The sequence below is a fragment of the Paenibacillus monticola genome (genome assembly GCF_009664975.1).
In the GTDB taxonomy this organism is placed as follows: Bacteria; Bacillota; Bacilli; order Paenibacillales; family Paenibacillaceae; genus Paenibacillus_AQ; species Paenibacillus_AQ monticola.
Genome location: NZ_WJXB01000002.1, coordinates 134,031 through 158,827, shown reverse-complemented (window position 1 = coordinate 158,827; position 24,797 = coordinate 134,031). Strand labels below are relative to the sequence as shown.

General features: G+C 45.8%; 26 protein-coding genes and 1 riboswitch. Of the genes, 17 read left to right on the top strand and 9 right to left on the bottom strand.

Annotated features, from left to right (window positions below):
- Positions 1-20: 20 nt before the first annotated feature.
- A riboswitch (TPP riboswitch) is annotated at positions 21-125 on the bottom strand.
- 88 nt (positions 126-213) lie between these two features.
- Positions 214-861 (bottom strand): TetR/AcrR family transcriptional regulator, encoded by a 648-nt coding sequence (locus GJB61_RS05175; protein ID WP_154117418.1) that lies wholly within the window; start codon positions 859-861, stop codon positions 214-216.
- A gap of 184 nt (positions 862-1,045) precedes the next feature.
- Between GJB61_RS05175 and GJB61_RS05170 the strand changes: the two genes are divergently transcribed.
- From GJB61_RS05170 to GJB61_RS05155, 4 genes are all read left to right on the top strand, one after another.
- A complete protein-coding gene (locus tag GJB61_RS05170) occupies positions 1,046-2,566 on the top strand; it encodes a DHA2 family efflux MFS transporter permease subunit (protein WP_154117417.1) in 1,521 nt (506 codons plus the stop codon).
- Between the two features lie 233 nt (positions 2,567-2,799).
- The gene (locus GJB61_RS05165; protein ID WP_154117416.1) at positions 2,800-3,648 is read left to right on the top strand and encodes an amino acid ABC transporter substrate-binding protein; all 849 of its coding nucleotides are present in this window, start codon (positions 2,800-2,802) and stop codon (positions 3,646-3,648) included.
- A gap of 35 nt (positions 3,649-3,683) precedes the next feature.
- Positions 3,684-4,352, top strand: a complete 669-nt coding sequence (locus tag GJB61_RS05160) for an amino acid ABC transporter permease (RefSeq protein WP_154117415.1) — start codon at positions 3,684-3,686, stop codon at positions 4,350-4,352.
- 15 nt (positions 4,353-4,367) lie between these two features.
- Positions 4,368-5,120 (top strand): amino acid ABC transporter ATP-binding protein, encoded by a 753-nt coding sequence (locus tag GJB61_RS05155; RefSeq protein WP_154117414.1) that lies wholly within the window; start codon positions 4,368-4,370, stop codon positions 5,118-5,120.
- An 85-nt stretch (positions 5,121-5,205) separates the two neighbouring features.
- Here the strand turns inward: GJB61_RS05155 and GJB61_RS05150 are convergent, their stop codons facing one another.
- Both GJB61_RS05150 and GJB61_RS05145 read right to left on the bottom strand, forming a co-directional pair.
- Positions 5,206-5,883, bottom strand: coding sequence for an S-layer homology domain-containing protein (locus GJB61_RS05150; RefSeq protein ID WP_154117413.1), 678 nt, complete (start codon positions 5,881-5,883; stop codon positions 5,206-5,208).
- Positions 5,884-5,990: 107 nt separating this feature from the next.
- Complete coding sequence (locus tag GJB61_RS05145; RefSeq protein WP_154117412.1) at positions 5,991-6,566, bottom strand: hypothetical protein; 576 nt, start codon at positions 6,564-6,566, stop codon at positions 5,991-5,993.
- Positions 6,567-6,862: 296 nt separating this feature from the next.
- Between GJB61_RS05145 and fur the strand changes: the two genes are divergently transcribed.
- Complete coding sequence (fur, locus tag GJB61_RS05140; RefSeq protein ID WP_154117411.1) at positions 6,863-7,336, top strand: ferric iron uptake transcriptional regulator; 474 nt, start codon at positions 6,863-6,865, stop codon at positions 7,334-7,336.
- A gap of 342 nt (positions 7,337-7,678) precedes the next feature.
- Here fur and GJB61_RS05135 read toward each other — a convergent pair whose 3' ends face one another.
- Positions 7,679-8,359 carry a TIGR00266 family protein gene (locus tag GJB61_RS05135; protein ID WP_154117410.1) on the bottom strand — a complete coding sequence of 227 codons (681 nt, stop codon included), beginning with the start codon at positions 8,357-8,359 and terminating at the stop codon, positions 7,679-7,681.
- Between the two features lie 183 nt (positions 8,360-8,542).
- Here GJB61_RS05135 and GJB61_RS05130 point away from each other — a divergent pair, with 183 nt between their 5' ends.
- Complete coding sequence (locus GJB61_RS05130; RefSeq protein ID WP_229521487.1) at positions 8,543-8,815, top strand: hypothetical protein; 273 nt, start codon at positions 8,543-8,545, stop codon at positions 8,813-8,815.
- Here the strand turns inward: GJB61_RS05130 and GJB61_RS05125 are convergent.
- Positions 8,774-9,592: a helix-turn-helix domain-containing protein gene (locus GJB61_RS05125; RefSeq protein WP_154117409.1), complete on the bottom strand. Its 819-nt coding sequence runs from the start codon at positions 9,590-9,592 to the stop codon at positions 8,774-8,776. The genes GJB61_RS05130 and GJB61_RS05125 overlap by 42 nt on opposite strands.
- A 313-nt stretch (positions 9,593-9,905) precedes the next feature.
- Between GJB61_RS05125 and GJB61_RS05120 the strand changes: the two genes are divergently transcribed.
- From GJB61_RS05120 to GJB61_RS05100, 5 genes are all read left to right on the top strand, one after another.
- Positions 9,906-10,673, top strand: a complete 768-nt coding sequence (locus tag GJB61_RS05120) for a sugar phosphate isomerase/epimerase family protein (protein ID WP_154117408.1) — start codon at positions 9,906-9,908, stop codon at positions 10,671-10,673.
- Positions 10,666-11,772 (top strand): Gfo/Idh/MocA family protein, encoded by a 1,107-nt coding sequence (locus GJB61_RS05115; protein ID WP_154117407.1) that lies wholly within the window; start codon positions 10,666-10,668, stop codon positions 11,770-11,772. Before GJB61_RS05120 ends, GJB61_RS05115 begins: the two co-directional genes overlap by 8 nt.
- 47 nt (positions 11,773-11,819) lie before the next feature.
- On the top strand, positions 11,820-12,884 hold the full coding sequence (locus GJB61_RS05110; RefSeq protein WP_154117406.1) for a Gfo/Idh/MocA family protein: 1,065 nt from the start codon (positions 11,820-11,822) through the stop codon (positions 12,882-12,884).
- A gap of 42 nt (positions 12,885-12,926) precedes the next feature.
- Positions 12,927-13,895, top strand: coding sequence for a sugar phosphate isomerase/epimerase family protein (locus GJB61_RS05105; RefSeq protein WP_154117405.1), 969 nt, complete (start codon positions 12,927-12,929; stop codon positions 13,893-13,895).
- Positions 13,896-13,988: 93 nt separating this feature from the next.
- Positions 13,989-14,969: a phosphotransferase family protein gene (locus GJB61_RS05100; RefSeq protein ID WP_154117404.1), complete on the top strand. Its 981-nt coding sequence runs from the start codon at positions 13,989-13,991 to the stop codon at positions 14,967-14,969.
- Between the two features lie 84 nt (positions 14,970-15,053).
- Here the strand turns inward: GJB61_RS05100 and fabV are convergent, their stop codons facing one another.
- Positions 15,054-16,244, bottom strand: coding sequence for an enoyl-ACP reductase FabV (gene fabV, locus GJB61_RS05095; protein WP_154118123.1), 1,191 nt, complete (start codon positions 16,242-16,244; stop codon positions 15,054-15,056).
- Between the two features lie 77 nt (positions 16,245-16,321).
- Between fabV and GJB61_RS05090 the strand changes: the two genes are divergently transcribed.
- From GJB61_RS05090 to GJB61_RS05075, 4 genes are all read left to right on the top strand, one after another.
- Positions 16,322-17,290, top strand: coding sequence for a phosphotransferase family protein (locus tag GJB61_RS05090; RefSeq protein WP_229521486.1), 969 nt, complete (start codon positions 16,322-16,324; stop codon positions 17,288-17,290).
- A 160-nt stretch (positions 17,291-17,450) separates the two neighbouring features.
- Positions 17,451-18,518, top strand: coding sequence for an ABC transporter ATP-binding protein (locus GJB61_RS05085; protein WP_154117403.1), 1,068 nt, complete (start codon positions 17,451-17,453; stop codon positions 18,516-18,518).
- 281 nt (positions 18,519-18,799) lie between these two features.
- Positions 18,800-20,266, top strand: a complete 1,467-nt coding sequence (locus tag GJB61_RS05080) for an arabinan endo-1,5-alpha-L-arabinosidase AbnB (RefSeq protein ID WP_154118121.1) — start codon at positions 18,800-18,802, stop codon at positions 20,264-20,266.
- Between the two features lie 40 nt (positions 20,267-20,306).
- Complete coding sequence (locus GJB61_RS05075) at positions 20,307-20,576, top strand: NifU N-terminal domain-containing protein (RefSeq protein WP_154117402.1); 270 nt, start codon at positions 20,307-20,309, stop codon at positions 20,574-20,576.
- Between the two features lie 56 nt (positions 20,577-20,632).
- Here the strand turns inward: GJB61_RS05075 and fabF are convergent, their stop codons facing one another.
- On the bottom strand, positions 20,633-21,868 hold the full coding sequence (fabF, locus tag GJB61_RS05070) for a beta-ketoacyl-ACP synthase II (protein WP_154117401.1): 1,236 nt from the start codon (positions 21,866-21,868) through the stop codon (positions 20,633-20,635).
- Between the two features lie 297 nt (positions 21,869-22,165).
- Between fabF and GJB61_RS05065 the strand changes: the two genes are divergently transcribed.
- Positions 22,166-23,017: a helix-turn-helix transcriptional regulator gene (locus tag GJB61_RS05065; RefSeq protein ID WP_154117400.1), complete on the top strand. Its 852-nt coding sequence runs from the start codon at positions 22,166-22,168 to the stop codon at positions 23,015-23,017.
- Positions 23,018-23,029: 12 nt separating this feature from the next.
- On the opposite strand, the gene GJB61_RS05060 is transcribed toward GJB61_RS05065, so the two are convergent.
- Entirely contained in the window at positions 23,030-23,692 is a 663-nt protein-coding gene (locus tag GJB61_RS05060) for a DNA alkylation repair protein (protein WP_154117399.1), read from the bottom strand.
- Positions 23,693-23,799: 107 nt separating this feature from the next.
- Here GJB61_RS05060 and GJB61_RS05055 point away from each other — a divergent pair, with 107 nt between their 5' ends.
- A complete protein-coding gene (locus tag GJB61_RS05055) occupies positions 23,800-24,225 on the top strand; it encodes a hypothetical protein (protein WP_154117398.1) in 426 nt (141 codons plus the stop codon).
- Between the two features lie 206 nt (positions 24,226-24,431).
- On the opposite strand, the gene GJB61_RS05050 is transcribed toward GJB61_RS05055, so the two are convergent.
- Positions 24,432-24,716: a hypothetical protein gene (locus GJB61_RS05050; RefSeq protein WP_154117397.1), complete on the bottom strand. Its 285-nt coding sequence runs from the start codon at positions 24,714-24,716 to the stop codon at positions 24,432-24,434.
- Positions 24,717-24,797: the final 81 nt, after the last annotated feature.

Sequence of the window (24,797 nt, the reverse complement as noted above, 5' to 3'; positions counted from 1 at the left end):
AACTTACGAATGCATCACATGAAGGTTTCGTTCCACTTCCCTCCGCTGGTATGATCCAGATCAGGTTCCAAGGGTCCAGAGCATCATAGCTCCGTCTCAGTCGAAAGACTCCCCTAGTGAAATTAATAGGTCAATATTGGTTTAATGAAAATGGTTCAATTTGTTAACTAATATACCATATCTTCGCAAGATGTAAAGAACCGAGGCAATATATCAGGGATTACGAAGCCCAGTGACGAACAGGGTGATGATTCCCTTTGTGATTTGTTCTTTAGAGCGGCCGTGAACCTTTTTCTGGAACAAATAGAGATCCGGACTGAGCACAGAAACCAGTGCTGTTGCAACAAATTGGGGATCTATCAGGATGTTCTCAGTTTCTGCGGTAACCTGCTGCAGCAGTTGAAAGAGAATCATATTTAGTCTTTGGAAAAAAGGATGCTCGAACTGAGTAAGCTGTTTTTTGCCAGTGAATTCAGTTTTGATGAGGTTAAGTAGTTCCGCATGCTGCTCTAGGAAATCTACCACCCGCTCGATGCTGCTCTGCAGACGTTCAAAAGCGGGAAGCTTAACTGGAGTCAACTGTACCTCATGCTCCAGTTCATTCAAAAAACGTTCGGAATTATCTCGCAGGAGTACCGAGCAAATCTCGCCTATGTCAGTGAAACGGCGGTATAAGGAAGCTTGCCCAATCCCAGCTTTCTTGGCGATTCTATGCATGCTGACGGCTTCCAGACCGTTCTCTATAAACAATTGGCGAGCCGCATCCAAAATCCGCTCTACGTAAGGATCTTTAGCAGCCTCTTGAGAATGAATTACTTGTTTGGGAGGTGAATTCGCATCTCCGTTTATCTTTGTCATCATGGACTCCTTTCAGAAACACATCATATAGTTGCAGAAAAGAAGGAATATTTAATTGACACAGCGGACAATTGTCCGTAAACTAATAAAAACGGCAGCGGACAGTTGTCCGTTGAACTCATTATATAGACAAACCCGCGAAGAGGTCAACATACTCACCGCTGGGACAACAGGAGGAGTAAAGAGAATGGAGCAAACGTTGAAGTCGGACGCGGATTTTCGGTTATCAAGTATTTTAGTTCCGCTGCTGGCCATTATTGCCGGTGTGTTTATGGTTGTACTAGATAGTACAGCGATGAATGTAGCTTTATCAACACTGGTCAAGGACTTCAATACGGATCTACATACCTTGCAATGGATCGTAACGGGCTATATGCTGGCGCAGGCCTCAGTAATTCCGCTTTCCGGATGGCTGTCAGACCGTTTCGGTGCTAAGACCGTATTTCTGAGCGCAGTTGTTCTTTTTACATTGGGCTCCATTCTCTGCTCTACACCGAGCAGTGCGGAGTGGCTGATTGTGTTCCGGATTATTCAAGGTCTGGGTGGAGGCTGTGTGCTTCCGGTGGGTATGGCTTACGTCTACAAACTGGCACCTCGGAGTAAGGTTGGCGTTGTAATGGGAATTATGGGCATTCCGGTGTTATTTGCACCGGCAATCGGCCCAGTGTTATCAGGATGGCTGGTGGAGTACCATTCATGGCGTTGGATTTTTCTGATCAATATTCCAATCGGCATCATTTGTTTGCTAATAGGCTATAGAAAACTGCCAAAGGTTGAAAGAGGACAGGTACCTGGTGTGGATAAGTATGGAATGGTTCTGGGGCCATTGGCCTTTGCCTCATTGTCTTATGCTGTGAGCCAAGGCGCACAGGGCTGGACCTCCGACAAGACACTTATTGGCTTAACTGTAGGTATTATTGCTTTAATCGCTTTTGTTATAGTGGAGCTGCGGTCACGGACACCGCTCTTGGAGCTGCGTGTACTCCGCTCGATAGATTTCAGCACAGGTATACTGGTGCAGTGGATTGCCCAGTTTGGATTATATGGCGCCTTGTTCCTGCTTCCGCAATTTCTGCAGCAGGCGCGCGGGTTTGGTGCATTTGATACAGGATTGACCTTGCTGCCTCAAGCGATTGCTTCCGGGATCATGATGCCGATTGCCGGCATCTTGTTTGATAAGATTGGGGTGCGCTGGTTGGTCGTCTGCGGACTGAGTTTGGTCTCAGGGGCTCTTTATCAGTACTCCCATGTAGATTTAACTACGCAGAGCCGTGATATTATTCTGCCCCTGATCATGTGTGGAGCAGGTATGGGTATGATGATGATGCCGATGAATACACATCTGTTGAATAAAGCGCCTCGTCATCTCGTTAATCGGGTGACTTCACTGACCAATTCGATGCAGCAAGTCATCAATTCCTTGGCGGTTTCCACACTGGTGACCATTCTTACCTCCAGAGCTACGGCGCGCGGGATTGAAATGAAAGAGGCTGCTGCTGCTTCTGGTGCTGCCACCGGCAGTGCATCCCCTGAGTCTGTGAAACAAGCGGCACAGGTTGTGCTGGCCAAAGGCTTCGACGATACCTTCCACATCATGATGTTCGTAGCGATCGGTGGTGCAGTACTGGGTCTTCTCTTGCGCAGAGGCCATAAGAGTGAGGAAGGCGACTCAGAGAAACAGGTCATTCCTGAAGTTATGCACGGTTAACATGTTTTGTAGAGTCGCATTATTGAACAAATAGTATTGCTTAAATATCCTCGCGCCTTTAATAGACCGCGGGGATATTTTTGTGTCCGAATCAGAAACAGTCGGCAATAACATTAATCCGATGATATTAATCGGAAAAAATCATTGACGATAATGACATGACAGTGTACTATTCAACTTGCGGGTAAATAACCCGGGAAATACAGAGAATGTTATGAGAGGGGATTTACGTAATGAAAAAACTTAGCTTGATCATTCTATTGGCGCTGACAGTGGTACTTGTAGCGGCTTGCGGCAATAATTCAAACAACAATACAGCGGCCGAACCTTCCGCAGCAGCAACCGAGGGAGCCGCTGCAACAGCGGCACCAGCAGAGCAGAATAGTCTGGATGTTATTAAAGCCAGCGGGAAACTACGGATTGCTACAGAGGGAACTTATGCTCCATTCACTTTCCATGATACCGATGGTAAGCTAACTGGCTTTGATGTTGAGATAGCGCAAGAAGTGTCTAAACGTCTAGGCGTTGAACCGGAATTCTTCGAAACGCAGTGGGATGGTATTTTTGCAGGCCTGGATGCCAAACGGTTCGATGTTATTTTTAATGAAGTCTCTATTACAGATGAACGTAAAGTGAAATATGACTTCTCTGATCCATATATCGTATCCAAAGCGGTGCTGATCGTTAGTGCTGACAACGAAGACATCAAAGCCTTTGCTGATCTGAAAGGTAAAAAAGCCGGTCAATCTCTGACCAGTAACCTATCCGAGATTGCACGTGAGAACGGTGCTGAAATCGTAGCTACAGATGGATTCAATCAGGCAATTGATCTGCTGACGTCAGGTCGTATTGATGCGACAGTAAATGACGGTTTGTCGTTTCTGGATCTCAAGAAACAGAAGCCGGATGTAAAGATTAAAGTGGTAGATGAAATTGCTGATGGTTCACAAAGTGCAGCTACCTTCCTTAAGGGGAATGACGAGTTAGTCAAAGCCGTTAGTGATGCAATAACTGAAATGAAAAGCGATGGAACCTATCTGAAAATTTCCGAAAAATATTTTGGGGCCGATGTTTCCAAATAACAGCTGGACCAAGGTCCAAGAAGGATGTCTGAACAATGGATGACCGTAAAATTCAGATCTTATTAGATTCGCTGCTGCCCCTGCTTAAAGCCGGGGTGGCTTTTACCATTCCATTATCGTTGGTCTCATTTGCGCTGGGGTTACTGCTGGCGGTGTTAACGGCACTGGTTCGCTTATCTCCTTGGATGATTCCAAAGTTGATTGCCCGATTCTATGTATGGGTGATTCGTGGAACCCCGTTATTGGTACAGCTCTTTATTATCTTTTATGGATTGCCTGCGGTTGGAATTGTGCTGGACCCGTTTATTGCGGCTACGATCGGGTTTACGCTTAGTGTGGGCGCATATTCTTCGGAAATTGTCCGTGCTGCCATACTGTCCATACATAAAGGCCAGTGGGAAGCTGCGTTTTCGGTCGGTATGACCCGTGGTCAGGCGTTGCGCCGCGTTATTTTGCCACAAGCTGCACGTGTATCGGTGCCGCCGTTATCCAACTCTTTTATTAGCTTGGTCAAGGACACTTCGCTGGCTGCCACTATCACTTATATGGAAATGTTTAAAACTGCGCAGCAGGTGGCTGCAACAACCTATGAACCGTTGCTGGTCTATAGCGAAGCAGGGGTGTGTTACTTGTTGTTCTGTTCGGTTCTGTCGGCATTGCAAAATTACTTGGAAAAACGGCTGGATCGTTACTCTGCGAGCTAGGAAGGAGAGGTATACTTGATAGAAATACTCGATTTGCATAAATCCTTCGGCTCGCTGGAAGTACTGAAGGGCGTAGATCTTAGTCTGGAACATGGCAAGGTGCTGGTAATCATTGGTCCGTCCGGTTCCGGCAAAACGACACTGCTCCGCTGCTTCAACTTATTGGAGATACCCGACCAGGGAAGCGTATCTTTGGCTGATGTTAAGATCAACTTTACGGATGCCAAGAGAATAGATCAGAAATCAATGCTGGCCTTACGTCGGAAAACAGGAATGGTCTTTCAATCCTATAATCTGTTTCCGCATATGACAGCGTTAGGCAATGTGATGGAAGGACAGATAACCGTGCAAAAGCGCACCAAAGAGGAAGCGCGCAAGCGCGCACTTGCGTTGCTGGACAAGGTGGGGCTGGCGGATAAGGCGGATTCTTATCCGCATCAGCTGTCCGGTGGGCAGCAGCAGCGAGTGGCCATTGCCCGAGCCATGGCCGTGGAGCCGGAGGTCCTGCTGTTCGATGAGCCCACCTCGGCGCTTGATCCTGAGCTGGTGGGGGAGGTACTGAAGGTTATCAAACAGTTGGCTAGAGAAGGCATGACCATGGTTATTGTAACTCATGAGATGAAATTCGCCGCTGATGTGGCAGACCGGATTATTCTGATGGATGACGGCCTCATCTTAGAGCAAGGCAGTCCGCAGGAGGTGCTGGAGCATCCGAGGAATCCGCGTGCCTTGCAGTTCCTCAACCGACTTAACGGAGAAGATATATAAGCAGAATGTGACAAAAGGCAGTCCAAGGGTAATCCCTGGACTGCCTTTTATTTAATTGATAGCCTTCTGCAAATAGATAGAGTACTTAGCTTTGTGGTGGAGTTACGTCAGCACGGGATTTCAAGAACTCCAAAGCATTATAGAGCATCACTGCAGCTTCGGCCCGAGTGATTTCGCTTTTAGGATTAAACTTGCCGCTTGCGTCCAAGGCGTTGATGTTATATTTAAGCGAACGCTGAATGCTGCCTTGGGAAGCAGGATCGAATTGATCTGAGTCAGCGATATCCGTCGGGATAATGTTGATCATCGGCAAGTTGCCAACTTTTTCAGTTGCCTGCATCAGCAAGACTGTGAATAACTCTTTGGTCATAGGCTTTGTAGGATCAATATCCGCAGGAATCTCTACGCCATTGTAGTGTGCATTGATAAAGGCTTCAGCATACCAAGCGTTATCTTTAACATTCGTGAACAAACCGCTGGCAACCGGAGCCTTGTTGAAGTCAATAGCGGCAAGACTCAGTTGAAGTCCACCGGAAATGAACTGAATACCTTGGGCTACTGTTACTTTGGAACCGGGAACGAATTGGGTATCCGAAACACCCTTGATCAAACCTTGATCCTTTAAGGAGATAATCTTTTCTTTGCCGTTTACAGAGTCTACATCCTTAAAGCTGCCTCCTGCTGCAAAAATTTGGCCTCCCAGAGAGAAAGTGAGCAGCGATACCGTTGTAATGGCTGCGAAAGTTGTTTTCTTAATGTTCATAGTTATTCCACCTCGTAGTAGAGTTAGGCCGCTTGGCCATTTACAACTCCTTTGACGAAGTGAATTCTGGAAAGGTTGCAGGCAATCTATTTGAAAAGATAAAAATTTTATTGGGTCTCGCGAAATAGCAGATTACGGTAAGGGTATTTACTGAATTTAGGCCTGAAAAGCAGAGCAACACCATAATCTTCAATGCTCACAGTCTTTAATGCACTTGTTGTTACCCATTCACGGACCATCGTGGTAATAGCTTTACTGTCCTTGTTCTCGATACCTCGTGCTAAGGCTTCAGCGAAGCTCCAGCTGGTAGCCAGCTTCCGGTATAGCGGGAGGACCGCACAAGCGATGCTGCGATGTGCTCTTGTGCTGAAGGTGAACTGTACAGTCCCTGGTGGTATCGTTGTACCATTGGTGTAGAAGGCAATGGGAAGCGGAAAAGGGAACGAAACAAAGTATCCGATACCGTTCGTCCCGTAATCCGTAGTCCCGGAAAGGGCAGGAATACTGGCCAGTAGCTTGCCCATAAGCGTGAGATCGGCAGAGGTTACGGCCGTTGTCCATTGCTTGGCGAAGGCGCGGTTCGTGGCGATCTTTCTATAGAAGGGCAGCATGGACTTTGCTACCTTTTGCAGAGCTTGGGCGCTCCGGCGTATTTGGGATTCTGTTAATATTGATTTCTTCATCCGGCCCGATTCTCCTTTATAGAATATACAGTTTATATAAGGTATGGGAAGCGGATTGAGTTCTGATTGGGCAACTGCTAGGACAAAAGAAATATTTTATAAACAATTTTGTTATAAAGTAGCTTTGGATGTAGGGTAAGAGATGTTATACTAATGTCAGGCTCTTTTCATTTGTGGGCAATTTTGTTATGCTTATATCGTAACCATTACTAATTAGGCTAAATGTTAAGTTACTTAGATGAGGTACGTCTCAGAAGGCGCGGATATTGAATCGTTCCGGGAAGGTAGGAGACCCTATGAATCCAATTATGAATATCAGTCAGCAGTTTGCAGCACAACAGTATAAATTAACGCCCCAACGCGAAGCCATAGTCAAGGTGTTGTTAGATAATGAGAAGGATCACTTAAGCGTTGAGGAAGTATACATGATGGTGAAGAGTACGTATCCGCATCTTGGTCTGGCAACGGTTTATCGGACGCTGGAGCTGTTATGTGAGCTTCATATCGTGGAAAAGATGAATTTCGGCGATGGAGTAGCGCGTTACGATCTGCGTGATAATGATCATGACCACATGCATCATCATTTGATATGCAGTGTTTGTGGAAGGCTGGAAGAAATTAAGGATGACTGGCTCTTAGAACTGGAGAGTAGAGTGGAACGGGAATACGGCTTTAAAGTTACGGACCATCGCCTTGATTTCAAGGGCACTTACCAGACCTGCAATAGAACGGGCTGTAAAAGAGAAAAGGATTGCAAGGCCGTTTCTTAATATTATTATGATGAACTCCAGATAAAAAAAGTCAGTCTCCGTTGATGAAATGGAGACTGACTTTTTTATGGGGATATTAGGGAGACGATCCTAAGTAGAAAAGTAGAATTATTTAACATGAATTTCTGCTGCTAATTTGAGTTATTCCTGTCTTGAAGACTAATTAACATGAATTTCTGACGTTAATTCGTCGATTGGATGCTGATTTCTTGGATAGTAGGGAAATTAACGGCATTTTTTGCTGTTAATTACCTGAATGTACATAAAACCAATGATTTAACAGCAGTGGATGCTGTTAAACATTGCCGTTAAACGATCAAGTGGTGCAGCTGTTTCGCATATCTAAGGTCTGTTAGGTACAAAAGATTTAATCCATGTCCCGAAGCTGCCGGGATTCCGACTCTGCACCAGTACTACGCCCTCGCCGCGGAACCGGCATACTAGCGCTTCACCGCTGGTCAAGCTGTTCAGCCAGCCGGAGGCTGCTTTTTCCACCTTGTACTCCATATAATCAGGCCAAGCCACAAGATGCCCGTTATCGATGATCATTTCTTCCCCAGGCTCCAGGTTGATGGCATGAATCGCACCGAAGGAAGACAGGAATACGGTCCCGCTGCCACTGATCTCAATGATAAAGAATCCTTCACCGGAAAAGAGACCCCGGGTCAGATTCTGCATCTTCGTGTTTACTTGAATGCCGTGTGTGCCGGCCAGAAATCCGTCCTTTTGCACAAACAATTTATAGGAGCCGTCCAGCTCAATCGCCTGAATATCTCCAAGGGAGCCCGGGGATAACAGAACTTCACTTTGGCCTTTGGTGGCCGTAAGCTCCTGAAAGAAGAACTTCTCACCACTCAGCATTCTACCCAGTCCACGCATCAATCCGCCATCCACTGTTCCCCGCAGCTCTACGTTAGGTGACATAGCGACCATTGCTCCCATTTCTGCTTTGACGCTTTCACCAGAGTCCAAGTGTACCTTAAGCATTGCAAACGCACCTTCATACAAAATATCGTATTTCATTTCTATACTCCCCCGAATCTATTAGGATAGACTGCTTTGTTCTCATTATACTGAAATCAGGCCTACGCTCATAGTCTACTGTAAATGTTAGGAATTTCGCTGTTGTTCTGCTGCAGAATTTACGCATTTATGCTAAAATTAAAGATAGATTTTATCCCCCAACGAACAGGAGAGTGGTGCCACATGGCACGAACTAAAACCCGAAAAGCCTTGCTTAAGGCAGAGCGCTCCGGAATGTGGAGCGAAGTGAACAACCGGAGAATCAATAAAGATTATGGCGCAATTTCCCAGCATGTCCGAGTGACACCAAGCAAGCGGGAGCAATTGAATAAGATTAAACACAAGGAGCGGATCTTCCATGATGGCGCTCCTTTTGTATGCGATGGATTCAACTTTCGACAAAGTGTAAATACTTCATACCAGTTCTCTGCTTTGCACACGAAACTCCTTGGGTGACATGCCGAACCGGTTGCGGAACACGCGGTGAAAATAGGTATAGCTAGCGAAACCGCAGGTTTCTGCTACATGCTCGAGTGGCATTGGACTAAAGGTGATTCGTTCACGTGCCATTTCAAGCCTTACGTCATTGACGTATTTAATAATGCTCTTGCCAAAGGCTTCCTTAAAAAGATGAACAGCCCGGGAGACGGAAATATCAACGTGGCCGGCAACATCCTCTAAGTGAAAGGGGAATGCTGCATGCTCCTCAACATATTGCTTCATACGATAAGCCAGATAGCCTTTTGGAGTAATTGCAGGCTGATCTGTCATCAGCCTATCAATTTCCATACATACGATTTGTAGGTAACAGGCGGAAATTTCCGGGGAGAAGTCAGATAAACGCCGTTGTTCCAGTACAAGCTGACGGAATAAACCCAGGAAATTGTCACTGAGTGGCAAGCTTTGACGAGCGGGCCGCTGAACTCGATTCCACCATTCCTCAATCCAGGCCCCACCACAAAAAATATGATAATCGCCGCTGACAATGCGCGGTTTGCCTACAGGATAGTTCTCTTTGTCTATGCTTAGATAATAGGGATCATTTGGGGCGAACAGCATGAGGTCACCGCTTTCCACGGGAGACATCACTCCATCGATAAGAGCACGACTACGTCCCTCGGTTTGCAGACGGATCAGATAATTCTTGATTCCTTCACTCTGCGACATGTGAAATGGCTTGCGGTGATAGGAAAATCCGGCGGAAAGAACGTGACAAGCAGCAGTATATGTCATGAGACCTCCTGTGTGATTTTAAATGATAAGCAAATTGTTCATGTTTCGATCATATTATTCATTTTATTTCATACGCTTTCATATTACCATGTATCTAAGCCGGAACGATACATATTGACTAACGGAGGCTATATTGGGGCATTAAAGCTATATGAGCAGGCCTGATAGGCTGTCGGAATATCAGAGAGTACTTCGTTGATGAATTCGAGAAACAGCATTTTTGTTCAGGTGATCGCAGTAGGCGTTCCCGATATGGGTCGAGTTAGCGGTAATATCTTAGAACTTAAACCCAAACCATTGGAGTGATTAGACGATGTTGAAGCTTGGCTTGCAATTGTATACGCTGAGAGAAGAGCTGGAACAGGATTTCGAAGGAACACTGCGCAAGGTAGCAGAGATCGGTTATAGCGGAGTGGAATTTTACCACTTTTTTGACCGTACTGCTGCAGAAGTGAAACAACTGCTTAAGGATACCGGACTAGTCGCTCTTGGAGCACACCGTCCGTATGATACTTTGCTGAAGGATACAGAACAAGAAATTGCCTTCAACCTAGAGATTGGCAACTCTAATCTGATCGTTCCCTATTTGACTGAGGAACAGCGCAACTGGGAAGAAGTAGCTGCAAATCTGCGGATCATCGGTGAGAAGTGCAAAGCGGGTGGAGCTGTACTTTCGTATCATAATCATGATTTTGAATTTACAGAACGCTTTAGTGACCGCACTGCCTTTGACTTTCTGTTTGAAACCGTCCCGTCCGAGTTGCTGCAGGTTGAGATGGATACCTGTTGGGTCTATTATGGTGGGTATGATCCGGTAGAATATATTAACAAGTACGCAGGTCGTCTGCCGATCATTCATCTGAAGGATATGAAGAAACGTGAAGATGGTACAGCAGAAACTGTTGTACTGGGTGAAGGCATAGTGGATCTTGGTGCCATTTTGGCAGCTGCTGAACAGGCAGGCACAGAATGGGCGGTAGTGGAGCAGGATTATTGCAGCCGCTCACCACTAGAAAGTGTTGCCGATAGTTTGAAATGGGTTAAAGCATACGCAGATCAGGGAGGAAAAGTTCATGTCTAATAAGTTGAAAATTGCTATTATCGGTTGCGGGGGTATCGCAAACGGGAAACATATGCCTAGTTTGGCGCGTCAAGCTGACGCAGAAATGGTGGCTTTCTGCGATATCGTAGAGGAACGTGCACAGGAAGCCGCTGAGGCTTTTGGTGCCGAAGGTGCAGTTGTCTATACTGATTTCCGCAAGCTGTTGGAAGTTGGAGGATTTGATATCGTTCATGTGTGCACTCCAAATGACAGTCACGCTGAGATTACGGTTGCCGCTCTGGAAGCAGGGAACCATGTTATGTGTGAGAAACCGATGGCTAAGACTACAGCTCAGGCGCAGCAAATGTTAGACGCCGCACGTCGCACCGGTAAGAAGTTGTCTATTGCTTACCAGAATCGTTTCCGTGCAGATAGTGAGTACCTGAAGGCCGCTTGTGAAAACGGTGAGCTCGGTGATATTTATTATGCCAAAGCGATCGCAGTGCGCCGACGTGCTGTTCCTACATGGGGCGTATTCCTGGATGAAGAGAAACAAGGCGGCGGTCCTTTGATCGATATCGGTACGCATGCACTTGATCTTACATTGTGGATGATGGATAACTACAAACCACGTATGGTGGTTGGCTCTACGTTTCACAAGCTTGGACAACGGAAGAATGTGGGCAGTGCCGGCAACGCTTTTGGTACTTGGGACCCTGAGCAGTTCAAGGTTGAAGATTCAGCTTTTGGTTTCATCACTATGGAGAATGGAGCAACCATCGTAGTGGAATCCAGCTGGGCGCTGAATGTTTCCGAGATCGGAGAAGCAAAGACGCTGCTTGCGGGTACTGAGGGTGGTGCGGATATGGCGGACGGCCTGCGCTTCAATGGCGATAAGGGCGGACGTTTATATGAGACCAAAGTAGACCTGTCAGCGGGCGGAGTAGCCTTCTACAGCGGGGGAGAAGAAGATGCAGCTGCACGTGAAGCCCGTCTGTGGCTTAAGGCAGTCAGAGAAGATACTGAACCTGTAGTTAAACCAGAGCAGGCTTTTGTGGTGACACAAATTTTGGAAGCTATTTACGAATCGGCCCGTACTGGCCGTGCTGTATATTTTGACGGAACATCTGATAACTAAATTTAAACATTCAATAGAGTATATTTAAAGAAATAGGAGTGGAATCCATGAGCTCAAAAAAACATTCTGTAGTCATTATAGGCTTTGGGGGAATGGGCAGCTATCATGCTCAACTGATAAAGGAGAATGCTTCCTTAGAAGTTATAGGTACCTACGATTTGCTAGATTACCGCCAGGCGGCCTCCGTTGAAGCTGGTTATTCTGTATATAAAAGTTTCGAAGATGTGTTGGTAGATCCTCAGGTGGAGATTGTTCTGATTGCAACACCAAACGATGTGCATACAGAAATCACCATAGATGCCCTCAGAGCTGGAAAGCATGTCATCTGCGAGAAGCCTGTAGCTTCATCCAAGGCTGAATTTGAAGAGATGCTTGCCGTGGCTGCCGAAGCAAACCGGATATTGATGGTTCACCAGAACAGACGCTGGGACGAGGATTTCCTGGTCATTAAAGAAATGTATGAACGGGAAACCATTGGAACCTTGTTCCAAATCGAATCGCGTGTACATGGAGCGAATGGCATTCCGGGTGACTGGCGGCACATAAAAGCACAAGGCGGCGGTATGCTTCTAGACTGGGGCGTGCATTTATTGGATCAGCTGCTATTCTTAATAGACAGCAAGATCACTAGTGTAACTAGCCATTTAAGCTATATTTTAGGCAACGAAGTAGATGACGGTTTTGAAGCGATCCTGCAATTTGAGAATGGTGTCAAAGCGCTGATTGAGGTTGGAACTACCAATTTCATTACCTTGCCGAGATGGTACGTCAAAGGACTTGAAGGAACAGCTATAATTGAGGATTGGTCCTTAACTGGTAAAATTGTGACGCGAAATCATGATTCGGTCATCATTGAGCCCAAACCTATTCGCGCAGGCGTCGGACTTACCAAAACAATGGCGCCCCCTTCCGAAGGGGCAACGGTTACGGAAGCCTTACCGTCAGCCGCACAGCTTCCTTCTAGCTTCTATGATAACTTTGTAGCCGTAATTGAGGGGAAAGCAGAGCCGATTGTTACTAATGCCGAGGTTCTGCGTGTATTGAACCTGATCGAAGTCATCTTTGAAGCCGCTGAAACACATCAAGTGGTGCAGGATTTTGACATCTATTAAGCCGATTGAACTAAATTTTTCTCTATGGAGAGGTGGCATATTATGAAACTTGGAGTATTTATGGTGTTATTCGGAGGTCGTAAGCTGGAGGACGCGCTTGATTATGTAGTCTCAAAAGGACTAAAAGCAGTTGAGATCGGCACAGGTGGCAATCCAGGCAATAGTCACTGTGATCCGTTGCTGCTTCTGGAGAATGAGACAGCCCTTAAAGAATTTAAGCATGCCGTCGATTCTCGCGGCCTTACAATCAGTGCACTGAGTTGCCACGGCAATCCGCTGCATCCACAAAAAGCCCTTGCCCGCAAGGATCATGAGGATTTCGTAAACTCGGTCAAATTGGCACAGAAGCTGAACATACCTGTCGTCAATACGTTCTCAGGCTGTCCGGGAGACCATGAGGATGCGAAATATCCGAACTGGCCGGTCGCACCATGGCCAAATGATTTCCAGGAAATTCTGTCCTGGCAATGGGAGAACAAAGTCATTCCTTATTGGAAGGAATGGGGTGCTTTTGCTGAAGAGCATGATGTGAAGATCGGTTTGGAACTGCATGGAGGTTTCTCCGTGCATACACCAGGCACATTGCTGCGGTTAAGAGAAGCGGTGGGTGAGGTTATCGGTGCCAATCTTGATCCAAGTCATATGTGGTGGCAGGGTATCGATCCAGTACAAGCCATTCATATTCTGGGACGTCAAGGAGCGATTCATCATTTCCACGCCAAAGATACCGTGATCGATCCGATTAATGTCAATATGCATGGGGTAACAGATATGCAATCTTATGGAAATATGCTCGATCGTGCCTGGCAGTTCCGTTCGGTCGGTTATGGTCATGATCTCAAGACCTGGGCTGATATCATCAGTGCTCTGCGTTTGGTAGGCTATGATTACGTCGTCAGCATTGAACATGAAGATGGGTTGATGTCAGTCGAAGAAGGCTTCTCCAAGGCCGTTGATAATCTTCGCCAGGTGTTAATCGAGGAACCGCTTGCTGATATGTGGTGGGTTTAAATCCGGGAATTTCATATGAAATGACAGCATATTTAAGCCGCCAAAGATATTTGGCGGCTTTCTGTTCTGAATAGGCCTAATGGGAGGATGAATATGGAAAGCTTCACAAAGACAGAATTAACTGACAATCAGCTGGACCTTTTGGTGCAAACCGCTTTTGGTCTTGAAATTAGCATCATAAGTAAATCGGAGCTGACTGGCGGTATGTTTAATGCAGCCTATGAACTTAAACTAAGCGATGGTCGATCAGTGATCCTAAAGGTGGCTCCTTCCGAGGAGATTGAGACACTGAGCTACGAGAAGAATATTATGCGTACTGAGGTAGAAGCGCTGCGCTTGATTGGGGGTATAGGGTCAGTACCCGTGCCTGAAGTATATAGTTATGACGATAGTTTGAAGCAGATCCCCTGTCCGTATTTTTTTATGGAGAAAGTAGAAGGTCAGCCGTACAATGAGATCAAAGAAAGCCTGTCTCAAGCGGAGCAAGAGTACATAGAAACCGAGTTGGGACGTTACAACCGAGCCATTAACGAGGTAAAAGGAGAACACTTCGGTTATTTCGCTCAGTCCTCAGTTAAGGCGGGGGTTACCTGGGGAGCAACATTTTCTTTGATGATGCATGAATTGCTAGCGGATGGATACCGCCTTGGCGTACAACTGCCTGCTACTATTGAAGAAATTGAGACTGAGATCCTAAAGTATCTACCTATATTGAATGAAGTGACCGAAGCCCGGCTGGTTCATTGGGATTTGTGGAACGGCAATGTGTTTGTTAAGAATGGGTGCATTACATCTATTATAGATTGGGAGCGGGCGTTGTGGGGCGATGTGCTGTTAGAGTACTATTTTCGCCATTTAGAGAATTCTCCGGCCTTCATCAAGGGTTACGGCGTTGAATTTAACACTCCAAACGAGCAATTGCGTAAGAAAATGTATGATCTGTATCTGGACCTTATCTTTTATATTGAATGTTTTTCGCGTCAATATAAGAATGAAGACCATCTGCAGTGGGCTCATGATAACCTGATTCAGGGCTGGGATCGTTTCAGAGGCACTGATGGGGTTGAAGGGTAAAGTTATTCACAAGAATAAACCAGACCCCTCTAGCGAGGTTTCCGGTCTTCTTGTTGGTAATCTCAATAATTAGGAGTTTGTTACTCAGCGCAAGTTGGGAATCGTCACTGCTTGCTCAATCTCAGCTTCATAATCTATGCCTTCGATCTCAAAGCCAAACAGCTGGAAGAACTCGCGTCGGTAGTTAAGCAGGTCAGTCAGTTCGTAGATATTCTCTGTCGACAGTTCGGCCCATAGCCGGGTTACCTCATCCTGTACAGATGGAGTCATCTCCCAATCATCGATCCTGATCCGGCCTTCCTCGTCAACCGCCGTCCCTTCAGTAGCGTACAACCGATCTGTAAACAGCCGGTAGGCTTGTTCAATACAGCCTTCATGCAGCCCTTGTTCTTTCATGACTTTATACAAGGCGGAAATATACAGAGGCACAACCGGAATCGCTGAGCTGGATTGTGTGACGAGTCCTTTACTGACAGCCACATAAGCACGGCCTCCATGAACCGCTAATTGATCGTTTAGTTGACAAGCTGTAGCTTCCAGATGATCTTTCGCCTGTCCAATGCTTCCTCCACGGTAGACAGCTTTGGTAATCTCTGATCCCATATAGGAGTAAGCTACAGTAACGGCATCATTGGCAAGTACTCCGGCTTGCTGCAGCGCATTGACCCACAGTTGCCAATCTTCTCCGCCCATCACCTTGACCGTGTCCAGAACTTCTTTATCAGTAGCTGGTTCAATGGATACAAGGCTTACTTCACCGGTATGAAAGTTTACTGTCTTGTTGGTATAGGTGCTGCCGATGGGTTTAAGTACGGAATTAAAGTTCTCTCCCGTCACCGGATGGGTTCGACGTGCAGATGCAACACTGTATATGACAAGATCAACTGGTCCCATCTCTTTGCGGATCAGATCAATAGTTCGATCTTTAGTCTCTTGAGAAAAAGCATCGCCGGTAACGCTATAGGATTGCAGTCCGGTCGCTAGGGCAAACTTCTCAAAAGCTGCTGAATTATACCAGCCGGCTGAAGCTGTTCTGGTTTCACTGCTATTGCTTTGACGATAGACACCTATTGTACTAGCGCCAGCTCCGAAAGCTGCTACAATTCGCGAAGCTAGACCATAACCAGCGGAGGCGCCAATTACAAGTACATTGCGGGGACCGTTGATCTGCGGTTGTGCCTGTACATACGCTATCTGCTGCTGTACCTGATGTGCACAACCCGCCGGATGTGCGGTGGTGCAGATAAACCCGCGTGTTCTGGGTTTGATGATCATCATCTGTAGTTCCTCGCTTTCAGTTATAATATAGATCAGAATGAACTTTTAGAAGATGAAATGGTGGTGCTGATGCCTTGGAAAGCCTGACAAAATCAAAAATAACAGTAGAGCAGCAGGATCACATGGTGAGTACTGCTTTTGGAAGCCAAGTGACCATTGTCCAGCGGATGGAGCTTACGGGTGGATATTTTAACGCAGCTTATGACCTTCAGTTATCTAACGGCAGAGGAGTCATTCTTAAGATTGCGCCAGCCGATGAGATCGATATATTGAGCTATGAACACAATATTATGCTGGCTGAGGTTGAAGCGCTGAAATTGATAAAGGCTAAAGGGACTGTGCCCGTTCCGCTAGTGATTGGCTATGATACCAGCCGCACAATCATACCTTGTGATTACTTCTTCATGGAGAAAATAATAGGCCAACCCTATAATGAAATCAAGGATGAGCTCACAGTTGATGAACGAGCCGCTATTGAGTCTGAGCTGGGACGTTATAACCGCATCATTAACGAGATCCGTGGAGAACACTTTGGATTATTTAGTGTGGCACCACATGCATCAGCGAGTTCTTGGCGCGATACCTTCATGCATATGTTTACCAGTCTATTGGAGGATGCACGACGTCTAGGAGCAGAGATGCCTATTGCTGTGGAGACAATTGAGGTTAGGGTTGCAACAATTTCACATGTTCTAGATGAAGTGACGGAGCCACGACTGATACATTGGGATTTGTGGGACGGCAACGTGTTCGTGCGAGACGGCAGAATCGTAGCGCTGATTGATTGGGAGCGGGCACTTTGGGGAGACCCACTGATGGAATATTACTTCCGCTATATCGAGAACTCAGAACATTTCTGCAGAGGGTATGGACGCAGTTTTGACAGTCCTAATGAATCCGCTCGCAAGAACTTATATGATCTATACATTGATCTAATCTACTTCATTGAATGCTATTCCCGCAAGTACGACAGTGCTGGCCATTTACAATGGGCGCATGACAATCTATTGGAGGGGTGGGAACGGTTTCAGGAGAAACTCTAAATTACAGTTTATGAAATCATAATGATGTGTATTCAACAAGTGGTCAATTTTCAGAAAAATCTTGACTTAACCCTATAAAAATAGATAGAATATATCTTATTGCTTATATAATTATTGAGAATCATTATCATAATATATGGAAATTAGAGAGGGTGACAAGATGGAGCGCCTTTTAGAGGTAAAAGACCTAGCAATATCTTTCAGAACACGCGGAGGAGAAGTACAAGCAATTCGTGGCGTAAGCTTTCATGTGGATAAAGGAGAAACCCTAGCGATTGTAGGTGAATCCGGTTCTGGTAAAAGTGTAACTTCACAAGCGGTCATGAAGCTCGTTCCGGAACCAGCAGGTGAATACAAGCGCGGTCAGATTCTCTTTGATGGTGAAGATCTGATCGGCAAGACAGAGAAACAAATGCAGAAGATTCGCGGCAAAGAGATCGGCATGATTTTTCAAGATCCGATGACCTCGCTTAATCCGATGATGAAGGTAGGCAGACAGATTACTGAAGTTCTTTTCAAACATGAGAAATTGTCTAAGGATGCTGCACATAAGCGGGGTATTGAACTGCTTAATCTTGTGGGGATTCCTTCTCCTGAGCGGCGTTTTCAGCAGTATCCACATGAATTCAGTGGCGGGATGCGCCAGCGTGTTGTTATAGCTATGGCGTTAGCTGCTAACCCTAAGTTGCTGATTGCGGATGAGCCAACAACTGCGCTCGATGTAACCATCCAGGCGCAAATTCTCGATTTGATGAAGGATTTGCAGAAGAAAATTGATACAGCAATTATTTTTATTACCCATGATCTCGGTGTTGTAGCTAGAATGGCAGACCGTGTAGCCGTTATGTATGCTGGACAAATTGTAGAGATGGGTACTGCAGCTGAAATTTTCTACGATCCACGTCATCCGTATACTTGGGGACTACTTGCTTCAATGCCAAGTCTGGAGAGCAAAGGTTCATTGCTTACAGCTATTCCTGGTACACCTCCCGATCTAATTAAACCGCCAAAAGGCGATGCATTTGCACTGCGCAGCACTTATGCTATGCAGATTGATATGGAGAAGGAACCGCCTACTTACAGAGTATCGGATACGCATCTAGTGAAGTCATGGTTAATGCATCCGTTAGCTCCAGTGGTAGAACCACCCGCAGTCGTGAAGAAGAGACAACGTGTATTGCCGAATGCGTATCCTCAGCCGATCTTGGTCGAGAATAATGAATATTAAGCTGTAGTTGCAGCTTAAAAATAAAACTTAACGTCCAAGCCTGATTTTAGGGCTTGGCGTTTCTTTTATGGAAGAAATGGAGCAATTCTCACTATGTTATTATTAGTTTAGTACGCGAAACGATTATTGTCCCTTAATGGAGGGCAAGTTGTTTCTTTTTTTTGCCAACTTTTGCCTATGATTTAAATAAGTATGAAATAAAACTAACATATATAAATAAAAGGATTGACTATTTTCGGCTTTCGTTTCAAAATGTAAGGGTATACATAGGAGGTCGAATGATGAGAAAAAGAACATTGACCGTTTTGCTTTCTCTTGCTTTACTCACAGCCTGTAGTAGTGGACCCGAAGCTGGGAAGACGAATAACAATACGAAGATCGTAGCAGCACCAGCACCAGTCTTCCAAAATGTTTCTGTGCATGACCCTTCCGTTATTAAAGTAGAGGATACCTATTATGTGTTTGGTTCCCATTTGGCTTCGGCCAAATCAAAGGATTTGCAGTCTTGGACGCCAATATCTTCGGGGGTAGCCGACGGAAATGTGCTTATTCCAAATGTGAAAGAAGAATTAAGTGAGACCTTAGCTTGGGCACAATCCGATACGTTATGGGCGCCTGATGTTATTGAGCTGGCAGACGGAAAGTTCTATATGTATTATGACGCTTGTAGAGGAGATTCTCCGCTATCCGCGATGGGCATAGCTGTAGCAGACAGTGTTGAAGGTCCGTATAAAAATGCGGGCATTATTCTGAAATCCGGGATGACCGGTGTAGGTGATGATGGAGAAATTTATGATGCTACTGTAAAGCCGAATGTAGTGGACCCGGATGTTTTTTTCGATAAAGAGAGTAAGCTATGGATGGTTTATGGATCTTATTCTGGTGGGATATTTATACTGCAATTGGATACAAAGACGGGCTTCCCGTTGCCGGATCAGGGATATGGAAAGAAACTGCTGGGTGCCAATCATGCCCGGATTGAAGGTCCTTATATGTTATACAGTCCCGAAACCGATTATTATTATCTATTTCTTTCGTACGGGGGACTGGATGCTAGTGGAGGCTATAACATCCGCGTAGCCCGTTCTAAGAATCCTGATGGGCCATTTGAGGACTCTGCAGGTCAGGAAATGATTAATGCACAGGGAACTGCTGGAGTTCTGTTCGATGATCCGGCGTATTCACCTTATGGGGTCAAGTTGATGGGCAATTTTGAATTCCAGAATACGGAGGTTGAAACGGCAGTGATAGGTGATGGTTATATCTCACCTGGCCATAACTCCGCCTATTATGATAAGGATACAGGCAAGTATTATTTGATTTTCCATACACGCTTCCCTAATCGTGGAGAGGAACATGAGGTACGGGTTCATCAGATGTTTATGAATAGTGAAGCTTGGCCCGTTGTCGCTCCTCATCGCTATAGTGGCGAAACGATAGGCCAATATAAGCAGAAGGAAGTAACAGGTGGCTACAAATATATTAATCATAACAAGGATATAACGGCTGATGTTGTAGAGTCCGAACCTATCGAACTCACGGATGAGGGTAAGATCTCAGGAGCGGTCACAGGGACATGGAAGCTTAGCGGAGAACATACTGCTGAGTTGACGATTGACGGGACTATATATTATGGTGTGTTTCTGCTGGAGTGGAACGAGGGAACCGGAAGCCAAGTGATGACGTTCACGGCAACCTCTATGGAGGGTGTATCAATCTGGGGGAGTCATGTCTCAGTGGAGAAATAGCTGTCAAAGATGGTACAATAGCAAATGAAGGAGTGATCACATGGCTATAAGTATTAATATTCAGAATACACCGAACCCGAATTCGATCAAAATCAACACAGATCAAACTATTTTTGAAGGTCCCTCAAGCACATCTCTAAAAAGTGGGGATGCCACAGAACATCCCTTGGCGATTGCTCTTTTAGCTATTGAAGGGATTGATAACATCTTTGGAATCAGAGATTTTGTCACTGTAAGTAAAACCTCTGATGCCGAGTGGGATACTATTCTGCCCCAGGTAGAAAAGGCTTTTGAAGAAGTATATGCCTGAATGACAAAATAAGGTCGAAACCCCCGAGATCAGCTGATCTCGGGGGTTTTTGCGAGCTATTCGTATTTGCGAATGACAATAACCGCATTATGCCCACCAAAGCCAAAAGAATTGGAAATGCCTATGTTGAGATCGGCTTTCCGTGCAATGTTCGGTACATAATCCAGATCGCAGATGGCATCTGGCTCTTCTTGATTAATGGTAGGAGGGATAACGCCTTCCTGAATGCTCTTAATCAAAGCAATAGCTTCCAAGCCTCCAGCTGCTCCGAGTGCATGTCCAGTCATTGATTTATTGGCTGTAACGGGAATACGGCTGGCGTCTTCGCCAAACAGCTTCTTAATCGCCTGTGTTTCGGAGCGGTCTCCGACTAGGGTGCTTGTGGCATGGGCGCTGATGACATCTACATCCGTAGGCTGCAGCCCAGCTTCACGTAGTGCCAGTTTCATAGCCTGATAAGCGCCAATTCCTTCAGGATGTGTGGCGACCATATGATAGGCATCAGAGGTAGCGCCGTAGCCAATCACTTCTCCATGAATGCGAGCGTTTCGAGCTTGAGCGTGGGAGAGCGACTCCAGGATAACAATTCCACCGCCTTCACCGATCACAAAACCATCCCGTTTGCCGTCAAAAGGGCGACTCGCCTGCGTAGGCTCATCATTGCGGGTAGAAAGAGAAGTAGCATTGCCAAAGCTGGCTAATGAGATCTCGGTAATCGCTGCCTCGGAGCCTCCGGCTATGACGATGTCCGCTCCGCCATAACGGATTAGCCGAAAGGCTTCACCAATAGCCGTATTTCCGATAGAGCAGGCCGTTACCGGCGACATGGACGGGCCTAAGGCACCGAGCTTAATGCTGATCATTGCAGCGGCCATGTTGGAGATAAGCATAGGGATCAAGGTTGGGCTGATTCTCTCCGGTCCCCGGGCTCGCAGCAGATCACCTTGCTCCATTAAGGTCTGAATGCCCCCTACACCGGAGCCAACGTATACACCCAGTCGTTCATGGTCGATCTTGTCGTGCTGGAGTCCAGCATGCGCCCAGGCTTCCTCTGCGGCCGCCAATGCGAATTGGCTGAACCGGTCCATCCGGCGGGCATCTTTGCGGCCGAAGCGGGCCTCGGGATCAAAGTCATGTACGACTCCGGCAATCTTGGTCTTAAAATGTGATGTATCAAATGAAGTGATTGGGGAAATGCCCGACTCACCTTTAACTAGCCGATCCCAAAATTGTTCTAAAGTATTTCCAAGCGGCGATATCAATCCCATACCCGTTATGACTACCCGTTCCATATTGATCCTCCTAAAGTTTTATGGAGCTATGCTCCCCGAATGTACATCGCAATAAAACACTTCGTAAGCATTAGCTCAAGTTTTGATAGCATATGCTTCTTGATAATCTTCGCAAAACTTACTTCGAAAGCATCAGCCAAGTTTTATGGAGCTATACTCCCTGAATGTACTTCGTAAACCCTTATATAAGTGTATTTTTTCACTTTTATTATCCTATTACAAGTTGTAGTTTATACTAGTATAATTAGTACTATACTAAGGACCATGGATTGGATCAGGAAGGCAGGATATTCATTTATGTCTAATCAAACGAGGCTTCAAGCTTTATCGGATTTCTTAAAAGCACGCCGAGCGGCCATACACCCAAGCTCCGTAGGACTGCCGGAGGGCACCCGCAGACGGACACCGGGCTTAAGAAGAGAAGAGGTCGCACAACTTGCCGGAGTTAGCAGTACCTGGTATACGTGGCTTGAGCAAGGACGTGATATCAAAGTGTCCTCATCCGTTCTGGATTGTGTAGCAGCAGCACTTCAACTGACCAAGGATGAGCGTAAGTATCTGTTTGCGCTAGCACTAGAGACTGGCCCGGGTATTGCACCTTTTCAGCAGGCGGAATTCTCTGTACTCAGTCCATCATTGCAAAAGATATTGAAGGAGCTTAAATATTGTCCAACGATCATATCCGACCGCCGCTGTGGAATCGTGGGCTGGAATGAGGCGGCGGCTCATGTGTTTCTGAACTTTGCCATGCTGCCGGTAGAGGAACGGAATATGATTCGTCTTTTGTTTGTACGTAAGGAATTTCAGCGGCTGGCGGTGAATTGGAAACAGTTCGTCAGTGGGTATTTGTCTATTTTCAGAGCGTATTACGGACAGTATGTGGAGGATGTTTGGTACGATGATTTTATTCGGGAAATGAAGGATAGTCATCCTGACTTCAACGAGCTGTGGGAGCAAAGCCAAGTAAGCTCTGCTCCGGATGTTGTGCTCGAATTCAGGCATGCCAAGGCGGGGAAGATGCTATTTCATCTGACTTCGCTGCAGGTACATGGTAGTGCGGATTTGCGCTGCAGTATTTATACTCCCAGTGGGGATTCGAATACGGAAGTTAAACTTAAGCAGTTGATGGAGCAATATACTTTAGGCTGACGAATTTGAGGTTTAATTGTTTTTGCTGATCCATTTCAGACCTTCCCGTTTGCTAAGAGGTTTTAGCTCTTCATTCTCAATGAAGTTCTTAACGGAGCTGGGATTGATCTTCGAATACTCCCGGAGTGCCCAACCGATGGCTTTTTGGATAAAAAATTCTGAAGATGCTGCGTGTGTGAGAATATAGCGATATAGTAATTCTTCGTTCGTATCCTGCTTATAATGCAGCTGATACAGAATAGCAGTCCGATTAAGCCACATGTTATCAGAATGGAGCCACTTCTCTCCAAATTCCTCTTGCAAAAGCGGTGATTTAAGCAGCAGGAAACCGGCAGCATTAGCGGCCAAAAGATCTACCGTATCCCACCAGGAACGGTTGGTAATAAAACTCTCTATCAGTGGTAGATCATTCGGGTTCAGTTGTTTTCTTATTTTAAGCAAAATATCCAAGGCCGAATACTGGTATTCTCTTTCCGGCAGGTTCCAAAGTACAGAAACCCATTCTTTTTGCGGGGGATGCTGCGCCAGAAATTCCTTAAGTAGTTCCTTGCGCAGTGGTGATTTGATTCCGAGAAAAGGAAATTGGTCACGCATATAAGCGGACATGGCTGTAGCCTCTTGCGGGTTCACTTTCGCATGCATACGCTCTATTAAAACGTTGATATGGTGATTCATGTTAATCCTCCTGCTACTATACATTGTTTTTGATTGTGCTTGAATGTCCAAGCAGCTTCTCTGAGGTCTCATAGAATAGAGTATCCGATGAGAAGGAGATGAAAGAAATGACTAAAGTTATTATTGATTATAATGCTACTGTAGTGACACCCATTGCCAATGGAGTGAATATTCCGATACCCACTAGTCCAGCAGGTGTATCCATTGCAACTACTTCAGTGTATATTGATCCTGCTAATCCTGCCTCTACAACCAACCGAGTGGAATTGAATGCCACTTTCGGTTATCGTTCTATTAGTGGCGCACCAGAAATAATTGTCCGTCTATGGCGTGCAGGTACGGAAATCTACTATGCACTGGCGGGGGACGCATTTGATGGTGTGGATGAATACTCGCTCGTTTCCTTGCAAATGATCGAACATGCCCCACTTGGAACCCAAAACTATCAATTAATTGTTGAAAACCGTAATGCAGCTTCTACGGCAAGGGTTATCGGTCCAATTACCTTCACTGCCATTGCGATTGGTGGCTAATCTATTCTTCGAGAAATATACGGGGCGCCAAAACGTTGGCACTCGTATTTTTTTGTGTGACTTACATTTAAGACTATAAAGTTGGCTCTGTAATGAGAATTAAAAAATGGCTGTCCCGGCAGGCGCTGCATAGAGCCCTTGGGACAGCCTTATTTCAGAGAGGGATTCCTAATAGTGAGTATGAGGAGGGATACTCTGGTATTAGATTAGAAATCGGAGGTAGCAACTTCAATGGTGCCAAACACGGCGCCAGCACCGGATAACAGAGCGGCGACTAAAAGTGCGTTAACAGCAATAGTTAGACTGTTCAATGCTGGGATGACGTAAGTCACGACTGGAGCATTAACAACGGTAAGAACCAGAGATACTGGATTGAGAGAATTGTTATTTACAGTAACTGCAGCATTAATCCCGCCTGCCAAATTCTCGTAGTAGGATTTACCAACATTGGGTGCTAAATTGAAGAATTGTTCGGGTAATAAGATAGCCATAGTAACGACCTCCTTTTCTTTTGATAGGATATTCTATGTTGCAATTCTATTATTGGGATAACGAATGACATAGGAAGTTAG

Excerpts from the sequence above, each read along its gene's own strand:
- GJB61_RS05175 (WP_154117418.1), bottom strand. The coding sequence starts at position 861 with ATGATGACAAAGATAAACGGAGATGCGAATTCACCTCCCAAACAAGTA.
- GJB61_RS05170 (WP_154117417.1), top strand. The coding sequence starts at position 1,046 with ATGGAGCAAACGTTGAAGTCGGACGCGGATTTTCGGTTATCAAGTATT.
- GJB61_RS05165 (WP_154117416.1), top strand. The coding sequence starts at position 2,800 with ATGAAAAAACTTAGCTTGATCATTCTATTGGCGCTGACAGTGGTACTT.
- GJB61_RS05160 (WP_154117415.1), top strand. The coding sequence starts at position 3,684 with ATGGATGACCGTAAAATTCAGATCTTATTAGATTCGCTGCTGCCCCTG.
- GJB61_RS05150 (WP_154117413.1), bottom strand. The coding sequence starts at position 5,883 with ATGAACATTAAGAAAACAACTTTCGCAGCCATTACAACGGTATCGCTG.
- GJB61_RS05145 (WP_154117412.1), bottom strand. The coding sequence starts at position 6,566 with ATGAAGAAATCAATATTAACAGAATCCCAAATACGCCGGAGCGCCCAA.
- fur (WP_154117411.1), top strand. The coding sequence starts at position 6,863 with ATGAATCCAATTATGAATATCAGTCAGCAGTTTGCAGCACAACAGTAT.
- GJB61_RS05135 (WP_154117410.1), bottom strand. The coding sequence starts at position 8,359 with ATGAAATACGATATTTTGTATGAAGGTGCGTTTGCAATGCTTAAGGTA.
- GJB61_RS05130 (WP_229521487.1), top strand. The coding sequence starts at position 8,543 with ATGGCACGAACTAAAACCCGAAAAGCCTTGCTTAAGGCAGAGCGCTCC.
- GJB61_RS05125 (WP_154117409.1), bottom strand. The coding sequence starts at position 9,592 with ATGACATATACTGCTGCTTGTCACGTTCTTTCCGCCGGATTTTCCTAT.
- GJB61_RS05120 (WP_154117408.1), top strand. The coding sequence starts at position 9,906 with ATGTTGAAGCTTGGCTTGCAATTGTATACGCTGAGAGAAGAGCTGGAA.
- GJB61_RS05115 (WP_154117407.1), top strand. The coding sequence starts at position 10,666 with ATGTCTAATAAGTTGAAAATTGCTATTATCGGTTGCGGGGGTATCGCA.
- GJB61_RS05110 (WP_154117406.1), top strand. The coding sequence starts at position 11,820 with ATGAGCTCAAAAAAACATTCTGTAGTCATTATAGGCTTTGGGGGAATG.
- GJB61_RS05105 (WP_154117405.1), top strand. The coding sequence starts at position 12,927 with ATGAAACTTGGAGTATTTATGGTGTTATTCGGAGGTCGTAAGCTGGAG.
- GJB61_RS05100 (WP_154117404.1), top strand. The coding sequence starts at position 13,989 with ATGGAAAGCTTCACAAAGACAGAATTAACTGACAATCAGCTGGACCTT.
- fabV (WP_154118123.1), bottom strand. The coding sequence starts at position 16,244 with ATGATCATCAAACCCAGAACACGCGGGTTTATCTGCACCACCGCACAT.
- GJB61_RS05085 (WP_154117403.1), top strand. The coding sequence starts at position 17,451 with ATGGAGCGCCTTTTAGAGGTAAAAGACCTAGCAATATCTTTCAGAACA.
- GJB61_RS05080 (WP_154118121.1), top strand. The coding sequence starts at position 18,800 with ATGAGAAAAAGAACATTGACCGTTTTGCTTTCTCTTGCTTTACTCACA.
- GJB61_RS05075 (WP_154117402.1), top strand. The coding sequence starts at position 20,307 with ATGGCTATAAGTATTAATATTCAGAATACACCGAACCCGAATTCGATC.
- fabF (WP_154117401.1), bottom strand. The coding sequence starts at position 21,868 with ATGGAACGGGTAGTCATAACGGGTATGGGATTGATATCGCCGCTTGGA.
- GJB61_RS05065 (WP_154117400.1), top strand. The coding sequence starts at position 22,166 with ATGTCTAATCAAACGAGGCTTCAAGCTTTATCGGATTTCTTAAAAGCA.
- GJB61_RS05060 (WP_154117399.1), bottom strand. The coding sequence starts at position 23,692 with ATGAATCACCATATCAACGTTTTAATAGAGCGTATGCATGCGAAAGTG.
- GJB61_RS05055 (WP_154117398.1), top strand. The coding sequence starts at position 23,800 with ATGACTAAAGTTATTATTGATTATAATGCTACTGTAGTGACACCCATT.
- GJB61_RS05050 (WP_154117397.1), bottom strand. The coding sequence starts at position 24,716 with ATGGCTATCTTATTACCCGAACAATTCTTCAATTTAGCACCCAATGTT.